The organism is Fulverythrobacter ferritrahens, from assembly GCF_020539485.1.
GTDB lineage: Bacteria > Pseudomonadota > Alphaproteobacteria > Sphingomonadales > Sphingomonadaceae > Andeanibacterium > Andeanibacterium ferritrahens.
In genome coordinates, this window is sequence record NZ_JACDXU010000001.1 from 1,049,956 (window position 1) to 1,065,067 (window position 15,112).

The 15,112-nt window shown below is 65.4% G+C and carries 15 protein-coding genes; 4 read left to right on the top strand and 11 right to left on the bottom strand.

Translation table 11 applies throughout. The annotated features are described in order from the left end of the window. Positions 1–13: 13 nt before the first annotated feature. From H0274_RS05095 to H0274_RS05110, 4 genes are all read right to left on the bottom strand, one after another. The gene (locus H0274_RS05095; protein ID WP_226793606.1) at positions 14–1,534 is read right to left on the bottom strand and encodes an XrtA system polysaccharide chain length determinant; all 1,521 of its coding nucleotides are present in this window, start codon (positions 1,532–1,534) and stop codon (positions 14–16) included. Between the two features lie 19 nt (positions 1,535–1,553). After that, entirely contained in the window at positions 1,554–2,192 is a 639-nt protein-coding gene (locus H0274_RS05100; protein ID WP_226793609.1) for an XrtA/PEP-CTERM system exopolysaccharide export protein, read from the bottom strand. Positions 2,193–2,402: 210 nt separating this feature from the next. Next, positions 2,403–3,629, bottom strand: coding sequence for a pyridoxal-dependent decarboxylase, exosortase A system-associated (locus H0274_RS05105; protein ID WP_226793612.1), 1,227 nt, complete (start codon positions 3,627–3,629; stop codon positions 2,403–2,405). Further along, on the bottom strand, positions 3,626–5,152 hold the full coding sequence (locus H0274_RS05110) for an acyl-CoA ligase (AMP-forming), exosortase A system-associated (protein ID WP_226793615.1): 1,527 nt from the start codon (positions 5,150–5,152) through the stop codon (positions 3,626–3,628). Before H0274_RS05110 ends, H0274_RS05105 begins: the two co-directional genes overlap by 4 nt. 42 nt (positions 5,153–5,194) lie before the next feature. On the opposite strand from H0274_RS05110, the gene H0274_RS05115 reads away from it, so the two are divergent. Genes H0274_RS05115 through H0274_RS05130 form a run of 4 tightly spaced genes read left to right on the top strand, consistent with a single transcriptional unit; the run spans position 5,195 to position 7,974 of the window. Then, a complete protein-coding gene (locus tag H0274_RS05115) occupies positions 5,195–6,175 on the top strand; it encodes a GNAT family N-acetyltransferase (protein ID WP_226793618.1) in 981 nt (326 codons plus the stop codon). Between the two features lie 45 nt (positions 6,176–6,220). Further along, on the top strand, positions 6,221–6,502 hold the full coding sequence (locus tag H0274_RS05120) for a phosphopantetheine-binding protein (RefSeq protein ID WP_226793621.1): 282 nt from the start codon (positions 6,221–6,223) through the stop codon (positions 6,500–6,502). 3 nt (positions 6,503–6,505) lie between these two features. Next, positions 6,506–7,189, top strand: a complete 684-nt coding sequence (locus H0274_RS05125; RefSeq protein WP_226793624.1) for an alpha/beta hydrolase family protein — start codon at positions 6,506–6,508, stop codon at positions 7,187–7,189. Further along, positions 7,186–7,974, top strand: coding sequence for a hydrolase 1, exosortase A system-associated (locus tag H0274_RS05130; RefSeq protein WP_226793627.1), 789 nt, complete (start codon positions 7,186–7,188; stop codon positions 7,972–7,974). The genes H0274_RS05125 and H0274_RS05130 overlap by 4 nt, the downstream gene beginning before the upstream one ends. Positions 7,975–7,986: 12 nt before the next feature. Here H0274_RS05130 and H0274_RS05135 read toward each other — a convergent pair whose 3' ends face one another. From H0274_RS05135 to H0274_RS05165, 7 genes are all read right to left on the bottom strand, one after another. Then, positions 7,987–9,192 (bottom strand): class I SAM-dependent RNA methyltransferase, encoded by a 1,206-nt coding sequence (locus H0274_RS05135; RefSeq protein WP_226793630.1) that lies wholly within the window; start codon positions 9,190–9,192, stop codon positions 7,987–7,989. Further along, the gene (locus tag H0274_RS05140) at positions 9,189–10,577 is read right to left on the bottom strand and encodes an NAD(P)H-hydrate dehydratase (RefSeq protein WP_226793633.1); all 1,389 of its coding nucleotides are present in this window, start codon (positions 10,575–10,577) and stop codon (positions 9,189–9,191) included. The genes H0274_RS05135 and H0274_RS05140 overlap by 4 nt, the downstream gene beginning before the upstream one ends. Continuing rightward, positions 10,561–10,941 (bottom strand): hypothetical protein, encoded by a 381-nt coding sequence (locus tag H0274_RS05145; RefSeq protein ID WP_226793637.1) that lies wholly within the window; start codon positions 10,939–10,941, stop codon positions 10,561–10,563. Before H0274_RS05145 ends, H0274_RS05140 begins: the two co-directional genes overlap by 17 nt. Before the next feature lie 92 nt (positions 10,942–11,033). Then, positions 11,034–12,890, bottom strand: coding sequence for a dihydroxy-acid dehydratase (ilvD, locus tag H0274_RS05150; RefSeq protein WP_226793639.1), 1,857 nt, complete (start codon positions 12,888–12,890; stop codon positions 11,034–11,036). Positions 12,891–13,148: 258 nt separating this feature from the next. Further along, on the bottom strand, positions 13,149–13,877 hold the full coding sequence (locus H0274_RS05155) for an N-formylglutamate amidohydrolase (protein ID WP_226793643.1): 729 nt from the start codon (positions 13,875–13,877) through the stop codon (positions 13,149–13,151). Continuing rightward, entirely contained in the window at positions 13,874–14,680 is an 807-nt protein-coding gene (locus H0274_RS05160) for a 4-(cytidine 5'-diphospho)-2-C-methyl-D-erythritol kinase (protein WP_226793645.1), read from the bottom strand. The genes H0274_RS05155 and H0274_RS05160 overlap by 4 nt, the downstream gene beginning before the upstream one ends. Then, positions 14,677–15,108, bottom strand: coding sequence for an endonuclease domain-containing protein (locus H0274_RS05165; protein ID WP_226793648.1), 432 nt, complete (start codon positions 15,106–15,108; stop codon positions 14,677–14,679). The genes H0274_RS05160 and H0274_RS05165 overlap by 4 nt, the downstream gene beginning before the upstream one ends. Positions 15,109–15,112 lie beyond the last annotated feature (4 nt).

The following is a 15,112-nucleotide window of genomic DNA, read 5'->3' on the forward strand; positions in this document are numbered from 1 at the left end:
GTCGCTTCCCCCCTCAGGCCACCATGCCGCGCTGGATGAATTCCACCGCCAGCAGCACGATGAACAGCCCGCACAAGGCGCCCGTCCCGGCCGCGAATTGTTTCAGGCGTCGTGCCTTCAGCACCCGCCCCGCTTCGGTGGTGACGTGGGAGATCGTGCCGATAACCGGCAGATCGAACACGGTTTCCAGCTTCCCCGCGGTGGCATAGGAAGAACGCAGCTGGCCAATGCCCCAGCCCACGCCAGCCCCGCCAGCCATGCCCACCACCAAAACGCCAAACAGCAGCAGCGGGCGATTGGGCGCGGAAGGAATGCGCGGCGTTGTCGGCGGATCGATCACCTCGAACTTCACGGCGTTCCGTTCAGTCTCCACCTGCCCGCGCAGACGCAGTTCCTCGCGATCCTTCAGCAGCTTGTCATATTGTTCGCGCAGCACTTCATAGTCGCGGCTGATCCGCTGGGCCTCAGCCGCAACGCCCGGTTCGAGCGACTGGTTCGCCGTGATCTGCATCAGTTCCGAATTGAGCGCCGCCTTGCGCGATTGCAGTGCCTGGACATTGGCCATGCGCTCCGCCCGAATAGACTGGAGCGAGCTATAGGCCGGGTTCGGCATGCCCCCGCCATTGCCCTGCTTCGCGGCCTGCTGGCGCAACGAGGCGATCTGCTTTTCGAGAGTCACCACATCGGGATGGCTGTCAGTCAGCCCGCGCGCGCGCATGTCTGAAAGATTGGCTTCCGCCTGCATCAATGCGCCGGCCGCGCCGCCGACCTGCCCCGGAACGACCAGAGTGCGCGGAGTGCCTGCGAGCTGGCCATCGGTGGCCGCCAGCGCGCTTTGCGCCGCAGCCAGATCCGCCTCCACGCTGCGCAGTTCCGCGCGAGTGGATTCGAGCCGCTGCGAAATGGCCGCAGCGCCGCCGATCAGTTCAGGATGCTTGGCCTCGAAAGCGAGGCGTTGCTGCTCGGCCGTTTCCAGCTGCTTCTGCCTGTCGGCCAGTTGCTGGTCGAGAAAGTCGATCGTCTCGCGCATTTCTCCGCGCGATCCGCCCAGATTCTGCTCGCGGAAAATGTCGATCAGTTTCTGCACCACCTCCTGAGCCAGCTGGGCATTCTGTCCATCGGACAGATCCCTGCGGCCGCTTTCGGCGGTAATCTCGAACAGGTTTTCCTCGGTGCTTTTCACCGTGATCGTCTTGGCCAGCGCCGCCACCGCATTTTCCATCTCGCGCGGCGTGTTGACCATGCTGCCAAGGCGCGTGGAACGGATGACCTTTTCCAGGTTCACCGCGCTCGTCAGCGTCTGGGTGACGCGTTCGATATCCTTCTTGCGGCTACCCGTGCCGATACCGATCTGCTGGGCCAGCACATCGTCGAGCTGGACAAAGATACGGGCCTTCGATTCATAGGCATTGGGGAACATCGCCACGGCCAGCCAACCTGCGATGCACAGACCCCAGGCGACCGCCAGCGCGAGCCATCGCCGGTTCCAGACCGACCATAGCGCCGCGCGGATCTCTTCTACGATGGCATTCATCCCCTGTGCCGCCCCGCCCTCAGAACATGCTTTCGGGAATGATGATCACGTCGCCCGGCATCAGCAGGACATTGGCCTTGCTGTCGCCCTTCTTGAGCAGGTCCGACAGGCGCAGGGCATATTCCTGCTGCTTGCCCGTTTCCTTCTCGAAACGGACCAGCTTGGCACGGTTGCCGCTGGCGAATTCCGACAGGCCGCCCACCGCGATCATCGCATCGAGCAAGGTCATATTCGCACGATAGGGGATGGAGGCCGGCTTTTCGGTCGCGCCGACAATGCGGACCTGCTGGCTGAAAGTGCCGGCGAACTGGTTCACGATCACGGAAACCAGCGGGTCGGTGATATATTGGGAAAGCTGCAGACGGATATCCTCGGCCAGCATGGTGGGCGTCTTGCCCACGGCGGGCATGTCGGAAACCAGCGGCGTGGTGATGCGCCCATCGGGGCGCACCTGCACCTTGGCGCCCAGTTCCGGGTTGCGCCAGACATGCACGGTCAGTTCGTCAAGCGGGCCGATCACATATTCCTCGCCCGGCCCTTCCTGCATCGCCACGAACTGGGCGGGCGGCAGCTTGGGCCCGGTGCTGGCACAGCCGGTCAGCGCAAGGCTGACCATGGCCAGTGCCATGAACATGCGGGCAGTCACACTCTTGTGCATCGATACGTCCTCACGCAGATCTAGGCATTATTTGCAGCCGTGATGAAGAAACGGCTTGTCCGTTCCCAATGCCCGGCCCCCTTCGATCCGGGGCTGGTCTTTCCCGAAAAGGGTGAACATCTCGTTATCCAAGGCCGAAAAGCGAGGTTTTGGGAGGGGCTTGGCGGCACTGTCCCGAATAGGGACTGGCCCATATCAAAGGTTAAATGGTTAAATAAGAATTTCCCCGGCAGGCCCTTGCCCCAGGAACATCGCCGGGCTGGCGCTGGCGCCATAGGCACCGGCGCAGAATACCGCCACCAGATCGCCCACATCGGCACGCGGAAGCGCCGCCTGATCGGCGAGGCGATCAAGCGGCGTGCACAGGCAGCCGACCACATTCACCTCCTCCTCAACCTCCGCGCCGAAGCGGGTGGCGATGGCCAGCGGATAGTTGCGGCGGACCACGGTGCCGAAATTTCCCGAGGCCGCAAGCTGATGATGAAGCCCGCCATCGGTGACGAGATAGGTCTGGCCATGGCTGGCCTTGCGATCGACGATTCGCGTCAGATAGACGCCTGCTTCCCCCACCAGATAACGGCCAAGTTCGATACAGAATTGGGTATTTTCAAGGCTTTCAGGAAGAGATCTGAAGCGATCTGCCAAGGCCGCCCCAATTATCCCAATGTCCAGCGGCGCGTCGCCATTGAAGTAGGGAATGCCAAAGCCGCCGCCCATATTCAGTTTCGGCAAAGGCGAGCCGATTTCTTCCGCCAGCCTGTCCGCCAGCGCCAGCACATTGGCCTGGGTTTCGATCAGCGCCTCCGCGTCCAGCGCCTGGCTGCCGGCGAAGATATGCAGGCCGCACCATTGCGCACCCTGATCAATCAAATGGCGGGCGAGCGCAGGCACCTGATCCGCATCCACGCCGAAGGGCTTGGCCCCGCCCCCCATCTTCATGCCCGATCCGCGCAGTTCGAAATCGGGATTCACCCGGATGGCAAGGCGCGGTGTCACGCCAAGGTGCGCGGAAATTTCCAGCGCGCGCCGGGCTTCGTTCGTGGATTCGAGATTGATCGTCACGCCTGCCGCGATGGCGGCTTCCAGTTCCGCATCGCGCTTGCCCGGCCCGGCGAAGCTGACCTTCGCGGGATCGATCCCGGCGGCACGGAGCATCGCAAGCTCCCCGCCCGAGGCAATGTCAAACCCGTCGACCAGACTGGCCATTTCCCGCAGCAGCAGGCCGAAGGGATTGGCCTTCACCGCATAATGGATCGCCAGCCTTGGCGGCATGGCGGCGCGCAGATCGGCAATCCGGCGGGCGATCATCTCGCGCGAATAGACGAACAAGGGCGTGCCCCCCGCCTGCGCCACAAACTCGCTCGCGGTCTTGCCGCCGATGGCAAGCTCGCCATCCAGCGCCGCGAAACCTGCGGGGATCGGGCCGAGCGGCTTCATGCGCCAAGCTCCCGCTGCAGGGCTGCCCGGTCGATCTTGCCATTGGGATTGAGCGGCATGACGTCCCGCCAGTGGAATATGCGAGGCTGCATGAAATTGGGTAGCTCCTGAGCCAGAATGCGCGGCAGGCGGGTTTCCGCATCTTCCACCCCGGCGCGGGGGCGCACGATCAGATGGACAGCCTGCCCCAGCCTCTCATCCGGAACGCCCAGCGCCACGGCTTCCGCCACCAGCCCGGTGGCAAGCGCGGCATCCTCTATCTCCTGCGGGGAAATGCGGTTGCCCGCGCTCTTGATCATCGCATCGCGCCGGCCGGAAAAATAGAGCAGGCCATCCGCGTCGCGCATCACCCTGTCGCCAGACCATACCGCCATGCCGCCATAGGCGGAACCCGCCGGAGCAGGCTGGAACCGTTCCGCCGTGCGCTGCGCATCCCGCCAATAGCCTTGCGCCACCAACGGCCCGCAATGGACCAGCTCCCCCTCCTCCCCCGGCGCGGTGATGGCGCCATCATCCCCGATCACCAGCACTTCGGCGAAGGGAATCGCCTTGCCCATCGAAGTGGGGTGCGTGTCCACCAGGGCGGGATCGAGAAAGGTGGAACGAAACGCCTCGGTCAGGCCATACATCGGGAACAGCCGCGCCTGCGGGAAGATCGCGCGCAATTTGCGCACCAGAACCACGGTCAGTGCGCCGCCGCTATTGGTCAAGCGGCGTAGCGGGGCGGAGGATTCCTCCGGCCAGTCCTGCTCCACCAATTGCACCCATAAAGGCGGCACGGCGGCCAGAGTTGTCACGCCATGGCGAGCGCAGGCTTTCACTACATCGCGGGCGGTGAGATAATCGATCGGCACCACGCTCGCCCCCGCGCGCCAGGCGGAAAGCAACTGGTTCTGGCCATAGTCGAACGACAGGGGCAGTACGCCTAGCACCACATCATCCGCCCCCAGCCTCAGATAATTCGCCACGCTGACCGCCCCGAGCCACAGATTCGCATGACTCAGCATCACGCCCTTGGGCCTGCCGGTAGAGCCGCTGGTATAAAGGATCGCCGCCAGATCGCCCGGATCGGCGGACGATGGCGCGAGCGCGCCGTCCAGAGCCTCGGCGCCTGCCCAGACCTCCGCCTCCTCGATCAGCGCGCAGCCTGCGGGAACATCGCCTTCGCCAAGGCTGCCGAGGCGAGCGGCATTGCCCACCAGCAGGCTTGCGCCGCTATCGGCCAATATATGCGCCAACTGCGCATGTTTGAGCAGCGGATTGACCGGCACATGCACCAGCCCCGCCCGCGCCGCGGCGAGGGGCAGCAGACAGGTCAGTTCGCCCTTGGCCGCCCAGCTCGCCACGCGCGCGCCCTGTTCGGGCACACGCGCCGCCAGCCACGCGGCGAGCAAAGAGATACGCTCCCTTAAGGCCTTGTAGGTAAGGACGCCTTGCCTGAGGACGAGCGCCGCCGCATCATCCTGTCCGAACAGGGCAAGATGGTCGAGCGGTCTGGCAATCGGATCGGGGGCGACAGGCATCGGGACTCCGGCAGGAGGCTCCACTAAAGGGGAACCGTTCAGGTGATCGCGGTCAGCTATCACAACAGGGTTAATGTCTTGCAACCACCCGGTTTTGCAAGCGCCGCTCCGTTCGACCGGGCGGAATGGTTCGCCCTGCTCGCAAAGGAAGGCGGGCTAGATCCCTTCATCGCCATGGCCGGAGACGGGCTGCATACGCTGGCCCTGCCGCTGATGCGCGAAGGATCGGCGCTGGTACCCCTGGCCAATTGGTACAGTTTCTTCTGGCGGCCACTCGCCACTCCAGGGGCGAATCAGCCGGCCCTGATGCAGGCCATCGCCCGCAGACTTGCGGATGAGGCGCGCCGGATCGTACTGTGGCCGCTGCCGGACGAGGATCGCAGCGCCACCATGCTGGCGGCGGCCTTCCGTTCCGCCTGGTGGATCGTGCTGCGCGAGCCCTGCGACACCAATCACATATTGCGCGTAAGCGGGCGATCCTATGAGGATTATCTGGGCGGGCGCCCGGGCACATTGCGCACCACGCTGAAGCGCAAGGCGAAGAAGGTGGAGGTGGAAATCCACACGAGCTTCGATCCCGCCGCATGGGCCGCCTATGAGGCGATCTATGCCGCGAGCTGGAAGCCGGCGGAGGGCAAGCCCGCCATGCTGCGCCGCTTTGCCGAGGAAGAAGGCGCGGCAGGCCGCCTGCGGCTGGGCATTGCCCGCAGCGAAGGCAAGCCGCTGGCCGCCCAGTTCTGGACCGTTGAGGCCGACACCGCCTTCATTCACAAACTGGCCCATGTGGAAGAGGCCGGGCCGCTTTCGGCGGGAACCGTGCTGACCGCCGCCCTGTTCGAGCATGTGATCGATCGCGATCAGGTGGAAATGGTCGATTTCGGGACAGGTGACGATCCCTATAAGGCGATGTGGATGGAAGAAACGCGGCCGCGCTTCCGGCTGGAGTGCCTGCGCCCGGCCAATCCCGCCAACTGGCCCCGCCTTGCGCGCGCGGGGTTGCGCAAGCTGCGCGACAGGACTTAAAGCCGGGGCCTTCCAGGGCATTGGCCCCAATCGATGAAAGACGCGATGAGCACCGCATCCGAAATTTCCGGCCAGACCGACACGATCCTGCGCGAAATCCTGTGCGATGTGCTGGGGCTGGACCGCGCGCGCGTGGATGGTTTCACCAGCGATACGGGCCTGTTCGGCCATCTGCCGGAACTCGATTCAATGGCAGTGGCCGGGCTTCTTACCGAAATCGAGGATCGGCTGGACATCATCATCGACGATGATGAAATCGACGGCGAAATGCTGGAAACCTACGGGGCGCTGCTCGCCTTCGTGGGGAACAAGCGCGAAGTCGGCTGACCTATGCCGATAGCCGTCTGGCCCACTCCCGATGGCGGCGAGGAATATGCCCTCGCCTTCGATTCCGGGCGTGCGCGGCGGCTGTTGATCCTGCCCCCTCTGTTCGAGGAGGCGAACAAGGTGCGGCACACGCTGGTGGAGGCAATGCGGCGGCTGGACCGCATGGGGATCGATTCATTTCTGCCCGATCTTCCCGGCTGTAATGAAAGCCCCGCCCCGCTGGAGCGGCAATGGCTGGCCGGATGGCGCGCCGCCGCAATCGCCGCCGCAGGGCATTTTGCGGCAACCCATCTGCTGACTGTGCGGGCTGCCGCCATCCTTGCCCCGCCCGCGCTGTCCGGCTGGCGCTATGCCCCCACGGGCGGCGCGAATGCACTGCGCGCGATGCTGCGCGCGCGGAGCATCTCCGGGCGCGAATCCGGCATCAACGAAACTGCGGAGGATCTGCTTCAGATAGGGCGCGGCGAAGGGCTGGAACTGGCCGGCTATCGCCTGGGCCCCCAAATGGTGCGCGATCTGGAAGCGGCGCGCCTGCCTGACAGTGGCCGCCTGTCCGACATTCCCCATGCGGCGATCGGCGGCTCCGCACCCTGGCTGCGCGCCGAACCGGGCTTCGATCCCGCACAGGCGGACATGCTGGCGGGTTTCCTCGCAGTGGAACTGGGCAAAATGGATGAGGGCAAATGAGCCGCATCCACCTGACTTTCCCATGCGAAAGCGCGCAGCTCTTCGGAACGCTGGACGAGGCGGCAGAGGAAGCTCCTGGCAAGGCCGGCCTGCTGATCGTCACCGGCGGGAACGAAACACGTGCCGGGGCCTTTTCCGGGCAGGCCCAGCTCGCCGCGCAGATCGCAGCGGCAGGCCATCCGGTGTTCCGGTTCGACCGGCGCGGCGTAGGCGATAGCGAGGGGGAAAACGGCGGGTTCCTCCACAGCGCGCCGGATATTTCCGCCGCCCTTGCGGCCTTTCGCGCGGCGGCTCCACGGATGGAGCGCGTGGCAGGCTTCGGCAATTGCGACGGGGCAAGCGCCTTGATGCTGGCGCATGGCGCGGGGCTGGACGCGCTGGCGCTAGCCAATCCGTGGACGATCGAGAATGAGGACGCGCCTCCGCCCCCGCAGGCGATCCGGGCACGCTATTCCAGCAAATTGCGCGATCCGGCGGAAATCCTGCGGCTGCTGAGCGGCAAGGTTTCCTTCGGCAAGCTGATACGCGGCATCGGGCAGGCATTGCGCCCTGCCCCGGCGCCGACCAGTCTGGCCCAGCAGGTCGCCGCTGGCCTTGACGGTTTCTTCGGCCCCGCCACGATCCTGCTGGCGGAGCGGGACCGCACTGCCCAGATTTTCGCGGCGGGCTGGGATCCGGCCGATCCCCGCTTGCGCCACTGCCCCGGCGCCAGCCATGCCTTTGTGGAGGCCCATGCGCGTGAGTGGCTCTCCGCGCAGTTACTGGAAATGCTGGCGGCCCTTTAGCTGCTCTCGGCTTCAGCCCTTCACGAACAGGCTGGCGAGCTCGACATGGGTGGACCAGCGGAACTGGCCGACAGGCCGCAAATCCACCAGGCGATAGCCGCCTTCCACCAGCAGGGCAGCATCGCGCGCCCAGCTTGAGGGATTGCAGCTGACATAAACGATGCGCGGCACGGTGCTGCCCGCGATCAGCTTCACCTGTTCGCGCGCGCCGGCGCGCGGCGGATCGAGCACGATCCCGCCAAAGCGGTTCAGCTCGTCCAGCTGCAAGGGATTGCGGAACAGGTCGCGATGCAGCGCATGGACCGGGCGCCCGGAAGTGCCGGCAGCCGCCTTGCACGCCAGATGCGCATCGCGCGATGCCTCTGCCGCCAGCACCTTGGCCGGGCCGGCCAGCGCGAAAGCGAATGTGCCGAGGCCGGAGAACAAATCGGCCACCACCTTCGCACCATCCAGCCATTCCCTGGCACAGGCGGTGAGCATTTCCTCCCCATCCACAGTCGCCTGCAGGAAGGCACCGGGGGGAAGCGGCACCGAAACCCCGCTCAGCGATATGGTTACGGGCACCGGCTCCCACCGTGTTTCAGGCCCATAGCCTTCATCCACCGTAAGCCGGGCAAAGCCGCTTTCCCGTGCAAAATCGAACAGGGCTTCCGCATCGGCCAGCCCCTCGAAACTCAAGCCCTTTAGCCCGCAGGCAATGCCCTGCTCCGCCAGAGTCAGTTCGATATCGGCGGCATATTTGCCCTTCCGCCGCGCCAACAGGCGGCGCAGCTGGCCGACAGCCTCGAACAATTCAGAGGCCAGCACGGGGCATTCGCTGATGCCCACCATCTTGTGCGATCCCGTCTCGTGAAAGCCGATCAGCGGCCCGCCGCCGCCATTGATTGCATGAAGGGTCGCCCGGCGGCGGCTGTGCGAAGGCGACAGATGCACGGGGTGCAGGCGTTCCGCCACCAGCCCCCGGCCCTGCGCATGGGCGGCATTCACCACCCGTTCGGTGACGAATGTAGCCAGCGCCTCCTCGTCCAGATGCTGGAGCTGGCATCCGCCGCAGGTGCCGAAGTGGCGGCAAGGCGGATCGACATGATGGGGGCCGTGTTCCAGCGTGCCATCAATATGCAGCAGATCGCCCGGCGCGGAAAAGGGCGAGTGGCGGCCACTGGCGGTAACGCCGTCGCCCTTGGCGGCGATGCGGATAATCTCTTCGGTTTCGGTCACAGGCAGCGCGCGTAGGCGGCTGGAATATGCGTGACAAGCCCCGATGGCACCAGCAGCGGCCCGGCGAGCCGCGCGGCCTCCCCATGCAGCCATACTGCCTCGCAGGCGGCGGTGAAGGGATCGGCGCCCGTGGCAAGGCGGCTGGCGGCAATCCCGGCCAGGACATCGCCTGAACCGGCAACCGACAGCCAGCTCGGTGCAGGCCGTGCCACTTCCACCCGGCCATCGGGCGCGGCAATCAGCGTGTCCGCCCCCTTGGCGATCACCACCATGCCCGTGCGCCGCGCCAATTCCTGCGCCACGGCGCGCTTGCCCTGCGCGGCAATGTCGAAAGCTACGGCAAGCTGCGTCAGCTCCCCTTCGTGCGGCGTGGCAAGGATGGGAGAACGGCGCCCGGCCAGCATGGCGGGCGTGAGCGCCACCAGCGCATCGGCATCCAGCAGCAGCGGCACTTCGCGGGCCAGAACCTCGCCAAGCCGCGCCTGCGCGCCCGCGCCCCGGCCAAGGCCCGGCCCCAACAGCGCGGCGGAAAGACGCGGATCGCCCAGCGCCTGCGGATCGACTACCAGATCGGGCGGCGTACCCATGGGGGCCTGCGCCGCGGCAAGCCGGACATAGCCCGCTCCGGCGCGCATCGCCGCCTCGCTCGCCAGCAGAGCCGCGCCCGGCATGGCGCCGGGGATCACGGCCAGCAGACCGCGCGTATATTTGTGGGCATCGGCGGCGGGCGCCTGAAGGTGCGGCTTGCCGAGCAGATGGGCAACGCCGGGAACCTGCGCCGCGCCGATGGAAACCAGCCTGCGCTCTCCCATCAGGGCAGCGGCGGGCATGGTCCAATGGGCGAATTTCCATGCGCCGAGACATATGGTCAGGCGGTAATCCGGCAGGTGATCGTTCAGGGCGCGGCCACTGTCGCTTTCCACGCCGCTTGGCAGATCGACAGCGATCCGCAGCGGATGGCTATCCGCCAATTGCCGCAGCATCTGGAACAATTCGGGGCTCAGCGGCCGGACCAGCCCGCTGCCGAACAGGCAATCGACCAGAACATGGCCGCGCAGGCCCTCGGCGGAGGGCAGAACCTCGCCCCGATAGGCCGCACGGGCATTGCGCGCGGCATCGGTGCCGGGGGCGAGCGGGGCCACCACCGTCACCGGCAGGCCGCGCTCGCGCAGGGCCTCGGCAATGACATAGCCGTCCCCGCCATTATTGCCGGGGCCGCACAGTACCGTGACGGATTTGGGCCAGCCGAGCCGCCAGACCCATTCCGCCGCCCCGCGCCCGGCGATCTGCATCAGCGCATCCACGCTGCTGCCTGCCGCAATCAAAGCCTCCTCCGCATCGCGCATCTGGGCGACGGTGAGTATCTGGTCACTCGCCCGGCGCATGGGCCTTCACCGTTGCAGGAAAGCGATAGCGGTCATCCGCAACGCGTATGTCGAGCCGACCATCCACCAGATCGGCCTGTGCCTGTTCGGCCCCGTCCGCAGGTTCCAGCCCGCGCCCGTCGGTCAGCACTGTGAAGCGCCGGAACCCGCCATCGGGATGGCGCACGATCAGGATGCGGGCGCCATCGTCGGCCGTGCCCTTCTCCACCTCGCATTCGCGCAGGAACCATTGCGCACCGCCGATGGCGCATTCGATCAACTCGTTGCCACTGGCGGAGCGAGTGGGTGCTTCCTTGGCTTCCTCAGCCTTGGCGGGGGATTTCTCCACCGCTTCGGGGGAGCAGGCGGATAAAAGCATCGTCATTGCGAGCCCGAAGGGTGCGGCAATCCAGGGCCGTTGCGCACAACCGCTCCGGATTGCGTCCGGCGCTCCTCGCAATGACGAATGCGTATCCATTACCCCCGCTTGAGCTGCGAAACGTCGCGCACCGCGCCGCGTGCGGCGCTGGTGGTCATGGCGGCATAGGCCTGCAGCGCCGCCGAAATCTTGCGCGGGCGCGGTTCGGCGGGTTGCCATGCGGCATCACCCTTGGCCTCCATCTTCGCGCGGCGATGGGCCATTTCTTCATCGCTGACGGCCAGATGGATCGTGCGGCCCGGAATGTCGATCTCGATCATGTCGCCCATCTCGACCAGCCCGATGGCGCCGCCTTCCGCCGCTTCGGGCGAGGCATGGCCGATGGACAGGCCCGAGGTGCCGCCAGAGAAGCGGCCATCGGTGATGAGCGCGCAGGCCTTGCCCAGCCCCTTCGATTTCAGATAGCTGGTCGGATAAAGCATTTCCTGCATGCCCGGCCCGCCCTTGGGCCCTTCATAGCGGATCACCACCACGTCGCCCGCCTCGACCTGGCCGGTGAGGATCGCGGTCACGGCAGCGTCCTGGCTTTCATAGACCTTGGCCGGGCCGGAGAATTTCAGGATGGAATCGTCCACGCCCGCCGTCTTCACGATACAGCCTTCCAGCGCGATATTGCCGTAAAGCACGGCAAGGCCGCCGTCCTTGGAGAAGGCATGTTCGGCCGAGCGGATCACGCCGTTTTCACGGTCAATGTCCAGCTCGTCCCAGCGGCGGTTCTGGCTGAAGGCGGTCTGCGTGGGCACACCACCGGGAGCGGCCTTGTAGAATTCCTGCACCATCGGATTGTTGGTGAGGCGAATGTCCCAATCGGCCAGCGCATCGCCCAGGGTCGGGCTATGTACGGTCGGCAGCGCAGTGTGCAGCAGCCCCGCACGATCAAGCTCGCCAAGAATGGCCATGATCCCGCCCGCGCGGTGAACATCTTCCATATGGACGTCGTTCTTGGCCGGGGCGACCTTGGACAGGCACGGCACCTTGCGGCTCAGCCGATCAATATCGGCCATGGTGAAGTCCACTCCAGCTTCCTGCGCGGCGGCCAGAAGGTGGAGAACGGTGTTGGTGGAACCGCCCATGGCGATATCCAGGCTCATCGCGTTTTCGAAGGCTTCGAAGCTGGCGATGGCGCGCGGCAGGACGCTCACGTCGCCCTCTTCGTAATAGCGCTTGGCGAGCGTCACCACGAGGCGGCCGGCGCGTTCGAACAGCTGCTTGCGATCCGCATGAGTGGCCAGCTGCGAGCCATTGCCCGGCAGCGAAAGGCCCAGCGCCTCGGTCAGGCAGTTCATCGAATTGGCGGTGAACATGCCCGAGCAGGAACCGCAGGTGGGGCATGCGGAACGCTCGATCTCGGCCACTTCCTCGTCCGAATAGGCTTCGTCAGCGGCGGCAACCATCGCGTCGATCAGGTCAAGCGCGACTTCCTTGCCCTTCACCACGACCTTGCCCGCTTCCATCGGCCCGCCCGAAACGAACACGCAGGGAATGTTGAGGCGCATCGCGGCCATCAGCATGCCGGGCGTGATCTTGTCGCAATTGGAGATGCACACCATCGCATCGGCGCAATGGGCGTTGACCATATATTCCACGCTGTCCGCGATCAGGTCGCGCGAAGGCAGCGAATAGAGCATGCCGTCATGGCCCATGGCGATGCCATCATCCACGGCGATGGTGTTGAATTCCTTGGCGATACCGCCCGCCGCATGGATTTCCCCCGCGACCAGCTGGCCAAGGTCTTTCAAATGCACGTGGCCCGGCACGAACTGGGTGAAGCTGTTCACCACCGCGATGATCGGCTTGCCGAAATCGCTGTCCTTCATTCCGGTGGCACGCCACAGCCCCCTCGCGCCCGCCATGTTGCGGCCATGGGTGGAAGTGCGGGAACGATAGGCAGGCATGATACAGGCTCCGAAATCAGGTTTGCAGGCGCTCTACTTCAGGTAGCGGGCGAGCCGAAGAAGAAAATGGACAAAGTGGGGACAGTGCCAATCTTCCTGTCACCCCCGACTTGTTCCGGGGTCCAGCTCAATAAGGGTGCCACGCAAAGCCAGGAAGGCGCAAAGAGATTGCGCGTTCACTCACCTTCTTCGCGTCTTTGCGCCTTTGCGTGAGATAATCAGCTGGACCCCGGAACAAGTCCGGGGTGACAGGCAGGGTTATTCCCCGATCGCAATCGCCACACGGTTGCATATCCGCGCCAGCCGCTCGGCCCATTCGGCCTGCTGTTCAGGCGTCGATAGCCGGTCCTGCCGAACCTCAACCCCGAAATAGGGCCTGCCCTCGGCCTCGGCATGGACGTTCATCGTGGTGTTGAGCACCTTGCCTGAATAGGGCTGGTTATCGCCCACATTCAGCCCTTCCGCCGCCAGCACCGGAATGGCCACGCGGGCGGCCCGGTCATCCTGATTATACAGCACCCCGCATTCCCACGGGCGCCTGCAATCGGGATCGCTGGCCAGTTGCGGCGTGAAACTGTGGAGCGAGAGGATCAGCGAAGGCGGCGTTTCTTCCAGCAACCGGGCGAGCGCGGAGTGATAGGGGCGATAGAAACGCGCCATCCGCGCTTCATGCACCTCGCCGCGATTGCCGGGAATTTCCACTCCGTCGCTCACTTCGGGAACGCTGGCGAGGGAATCCTCATCCCGGTTGAAGTCGCACACCAGACGGCTGACATTGCCCTGAAAGGCCGCGATGCCGGGATTCTGCGCCATCAGTTCGCCCACCACGGCAACCCCGATGTCGATAGCGATATGCTGGTTCAGCAGCGCGGGATCGATGCCCAGCTCGATGTCGCCGGGCACTGCATTGGAAGCATGGTCCGAAACCACCAGGATGCCGCCGAAACGCGGGGTTCCCAATATCCGGTATGCCTCATGCTCGATCATCGCAGTCTGCCTTCCATGCGCCACCATTGCGGATGTTCCTGCGCTAGCCGCTCGGACGCGGCATGCAAGGCCTCCGGGCTGTCGAACAGGGCAAAACAGGTCGCGCCGCTGCCCGACATGCGCGACAGCCAGGGGCCTGTTGCCTCAAGATCACGCAACACATCGGCGATTTCGGGGCAGAGCGAGATGGCGGGCGCTTCCAGATCGTTGCGCCCTTCCAGGGCGATCTGCCGCGCACTGCCTTCCGGCATGGGCCCGCGATCCTGCCCATCCCACGCCTTGAAAACCGGACCGGTGGCCAGCGGAATGCGCGGATTGACCAGCAGCACGGGCATTCCGGCAAGGTCGACCGGGCCGGGTTCCAGCTCCGTCCCCGTGCCGCGCCCCACGCAGGTCACGCTTTCCACGCAGGCGGGCACATCCGCGCCCAGCTGCGCGGCGCGTTCCCGCCAGTCATCCGGCAGGCCGTGTGTGCGCTCCACCAGCCGGAACACCGCCCCCGCATCGGCAGAGCCCCCGCCCAGCCCGGCGGCGACCGGCAGGTTCTTCTCCAGCGTGATCGCCAGCCCATCGGCGCGCGGCAGGGCCCCCAGCGCGCGGGCAACGATATTGCCGAAGGGATCGGTCAGCGCAGCCCCGAATTCCCCGGTGACGGCCAGACTATCCTGCTCCGCCTGCCGCGCGGTGAGTTCGTCCCCCGCATCGACAAAGGCGAAGAGCGTTTCCAGCTCATGATACCCATCCTCCCGCCGCCGCCGGACGTGGAGGGCGAGATTGATCTTGGCGTAGGCGGTTTCCCTCACAAATCCTCCCCGTTCCGGGGAGGGGGACCATCCGCAGGATGGTGGAGGGGCACACGCGGAGTCATCGGAACGCCAATCCTGTCACAACAAACCTCAACTACCCGCTCCATAGCCGCCCCGACATCGTCCAGCACAGCCTTCGCCGGAACCCGCAGCGTAGCAACGCCTTGCGACCGAAGGAAATGGGACCGAGCAGCATCCGCCTTCGCCGCACGAATACCGCTGTGGGCAAATCCGTCCACCTCGATCGCCAGTCGCGCCCCCGCGCAATAGAAATCCAGCACATAATCCCCCGCCGGATGCTGTCGCCGGAATTTCAATCCTTGCGAGCGTTTGCGCATTTCCCGCCAGAGCATCGCTTCGGGCAAGGTCATTTCGCTGCGCAATTTGCGAGCGCGTTTGACTGTGTTGCGAGGTCCGGTGATCACGCCT

What these genes read in the sequence shown, in the direction of transcription:
- H0274_RS05095 (WP_226793606.1), bottom strand. Translation starts at nt 1,534, where the DNA reads ATGAATGCCATCGTAGAAGAGATCCGCGCGGCGCTATGGTCGGTCTGG.
- H0274_RS05100 (WP_226793609.1), bottom strand. Translation starts at nt 2,192, where the DNA reads ATGCACAAGAGTGTGACTGCCCGCATGTTCATGGCACTGGCCATGGTC.
- H0274_RS05105 (WP_226793612.1), bottom strand. Translation starts at nt 3,629, where the DNA reads ATGAAGCCGCTCGGCCCGATCCCCGCAGGTTTCGCGGCGCTGGATGGC.
- H0274_RS05110 (WP_226793615.1), bottom strand. Translation starts at nt 5,152, where the DNA reads ATGCCTGTCGCCCCCGATCCGATTGCCAGACCGCTCGACCATCTTGCC.
- H0274_RS05120 (WP_226793621.1), top strand. Translation starts at nt 6,221, where the DNA reads ATGAGCACCGCATCCGAAATTTCCGGCCAGACCGACACGATCCTGCGC.
- H0274_RS05125 (WP_226793624.1), top strand. Translation starts at nt 6,506, where the DNA reads ATGCCGATAGCCGTCTGGCCCACTCCCGATGGCGGCGAGGAATATGCC.
- H0274_RS05130 (WP_226793627.1), top strand. Translation starts at nt 7,186, where the DNA reads ATGAGCCGCATCCACCTGACTTTCCCATGCGAAAGCGCGCAGCTCTTC.
- H0274_RS05140 (WP_226793633.1), bottom strand. Translation starts at nt 10,577, where the DNA reads ATGCGCCGGGCGAGTGACCAGATACTCACCGTCGCCCAGATGCGCGAT.
- H0274_RS05145 (WP_226793637.1), bottom strand. Translation starts at nt 10,941, where the DNA reads ATGACGATGCTTTTATCCGCCTGCTCCCCCGAAGCGGTGGAGAAATCC.
- ilvD (WP_226793639.1), bottom strand. Translation starts at nt 12,890, where the DNA reads ATGCCTGCCTATCGTTCCCGCACTTCCACCCATGGCCGCAACATGGCG.
- H0274_RS05155 (WP_226793643.1), bottom strand. Translation starts at nt 13,877, where the DNA reads ATGATCGAGCATGAGGCATACCGGATATTGGGAACCCCGCGTTTCGGC.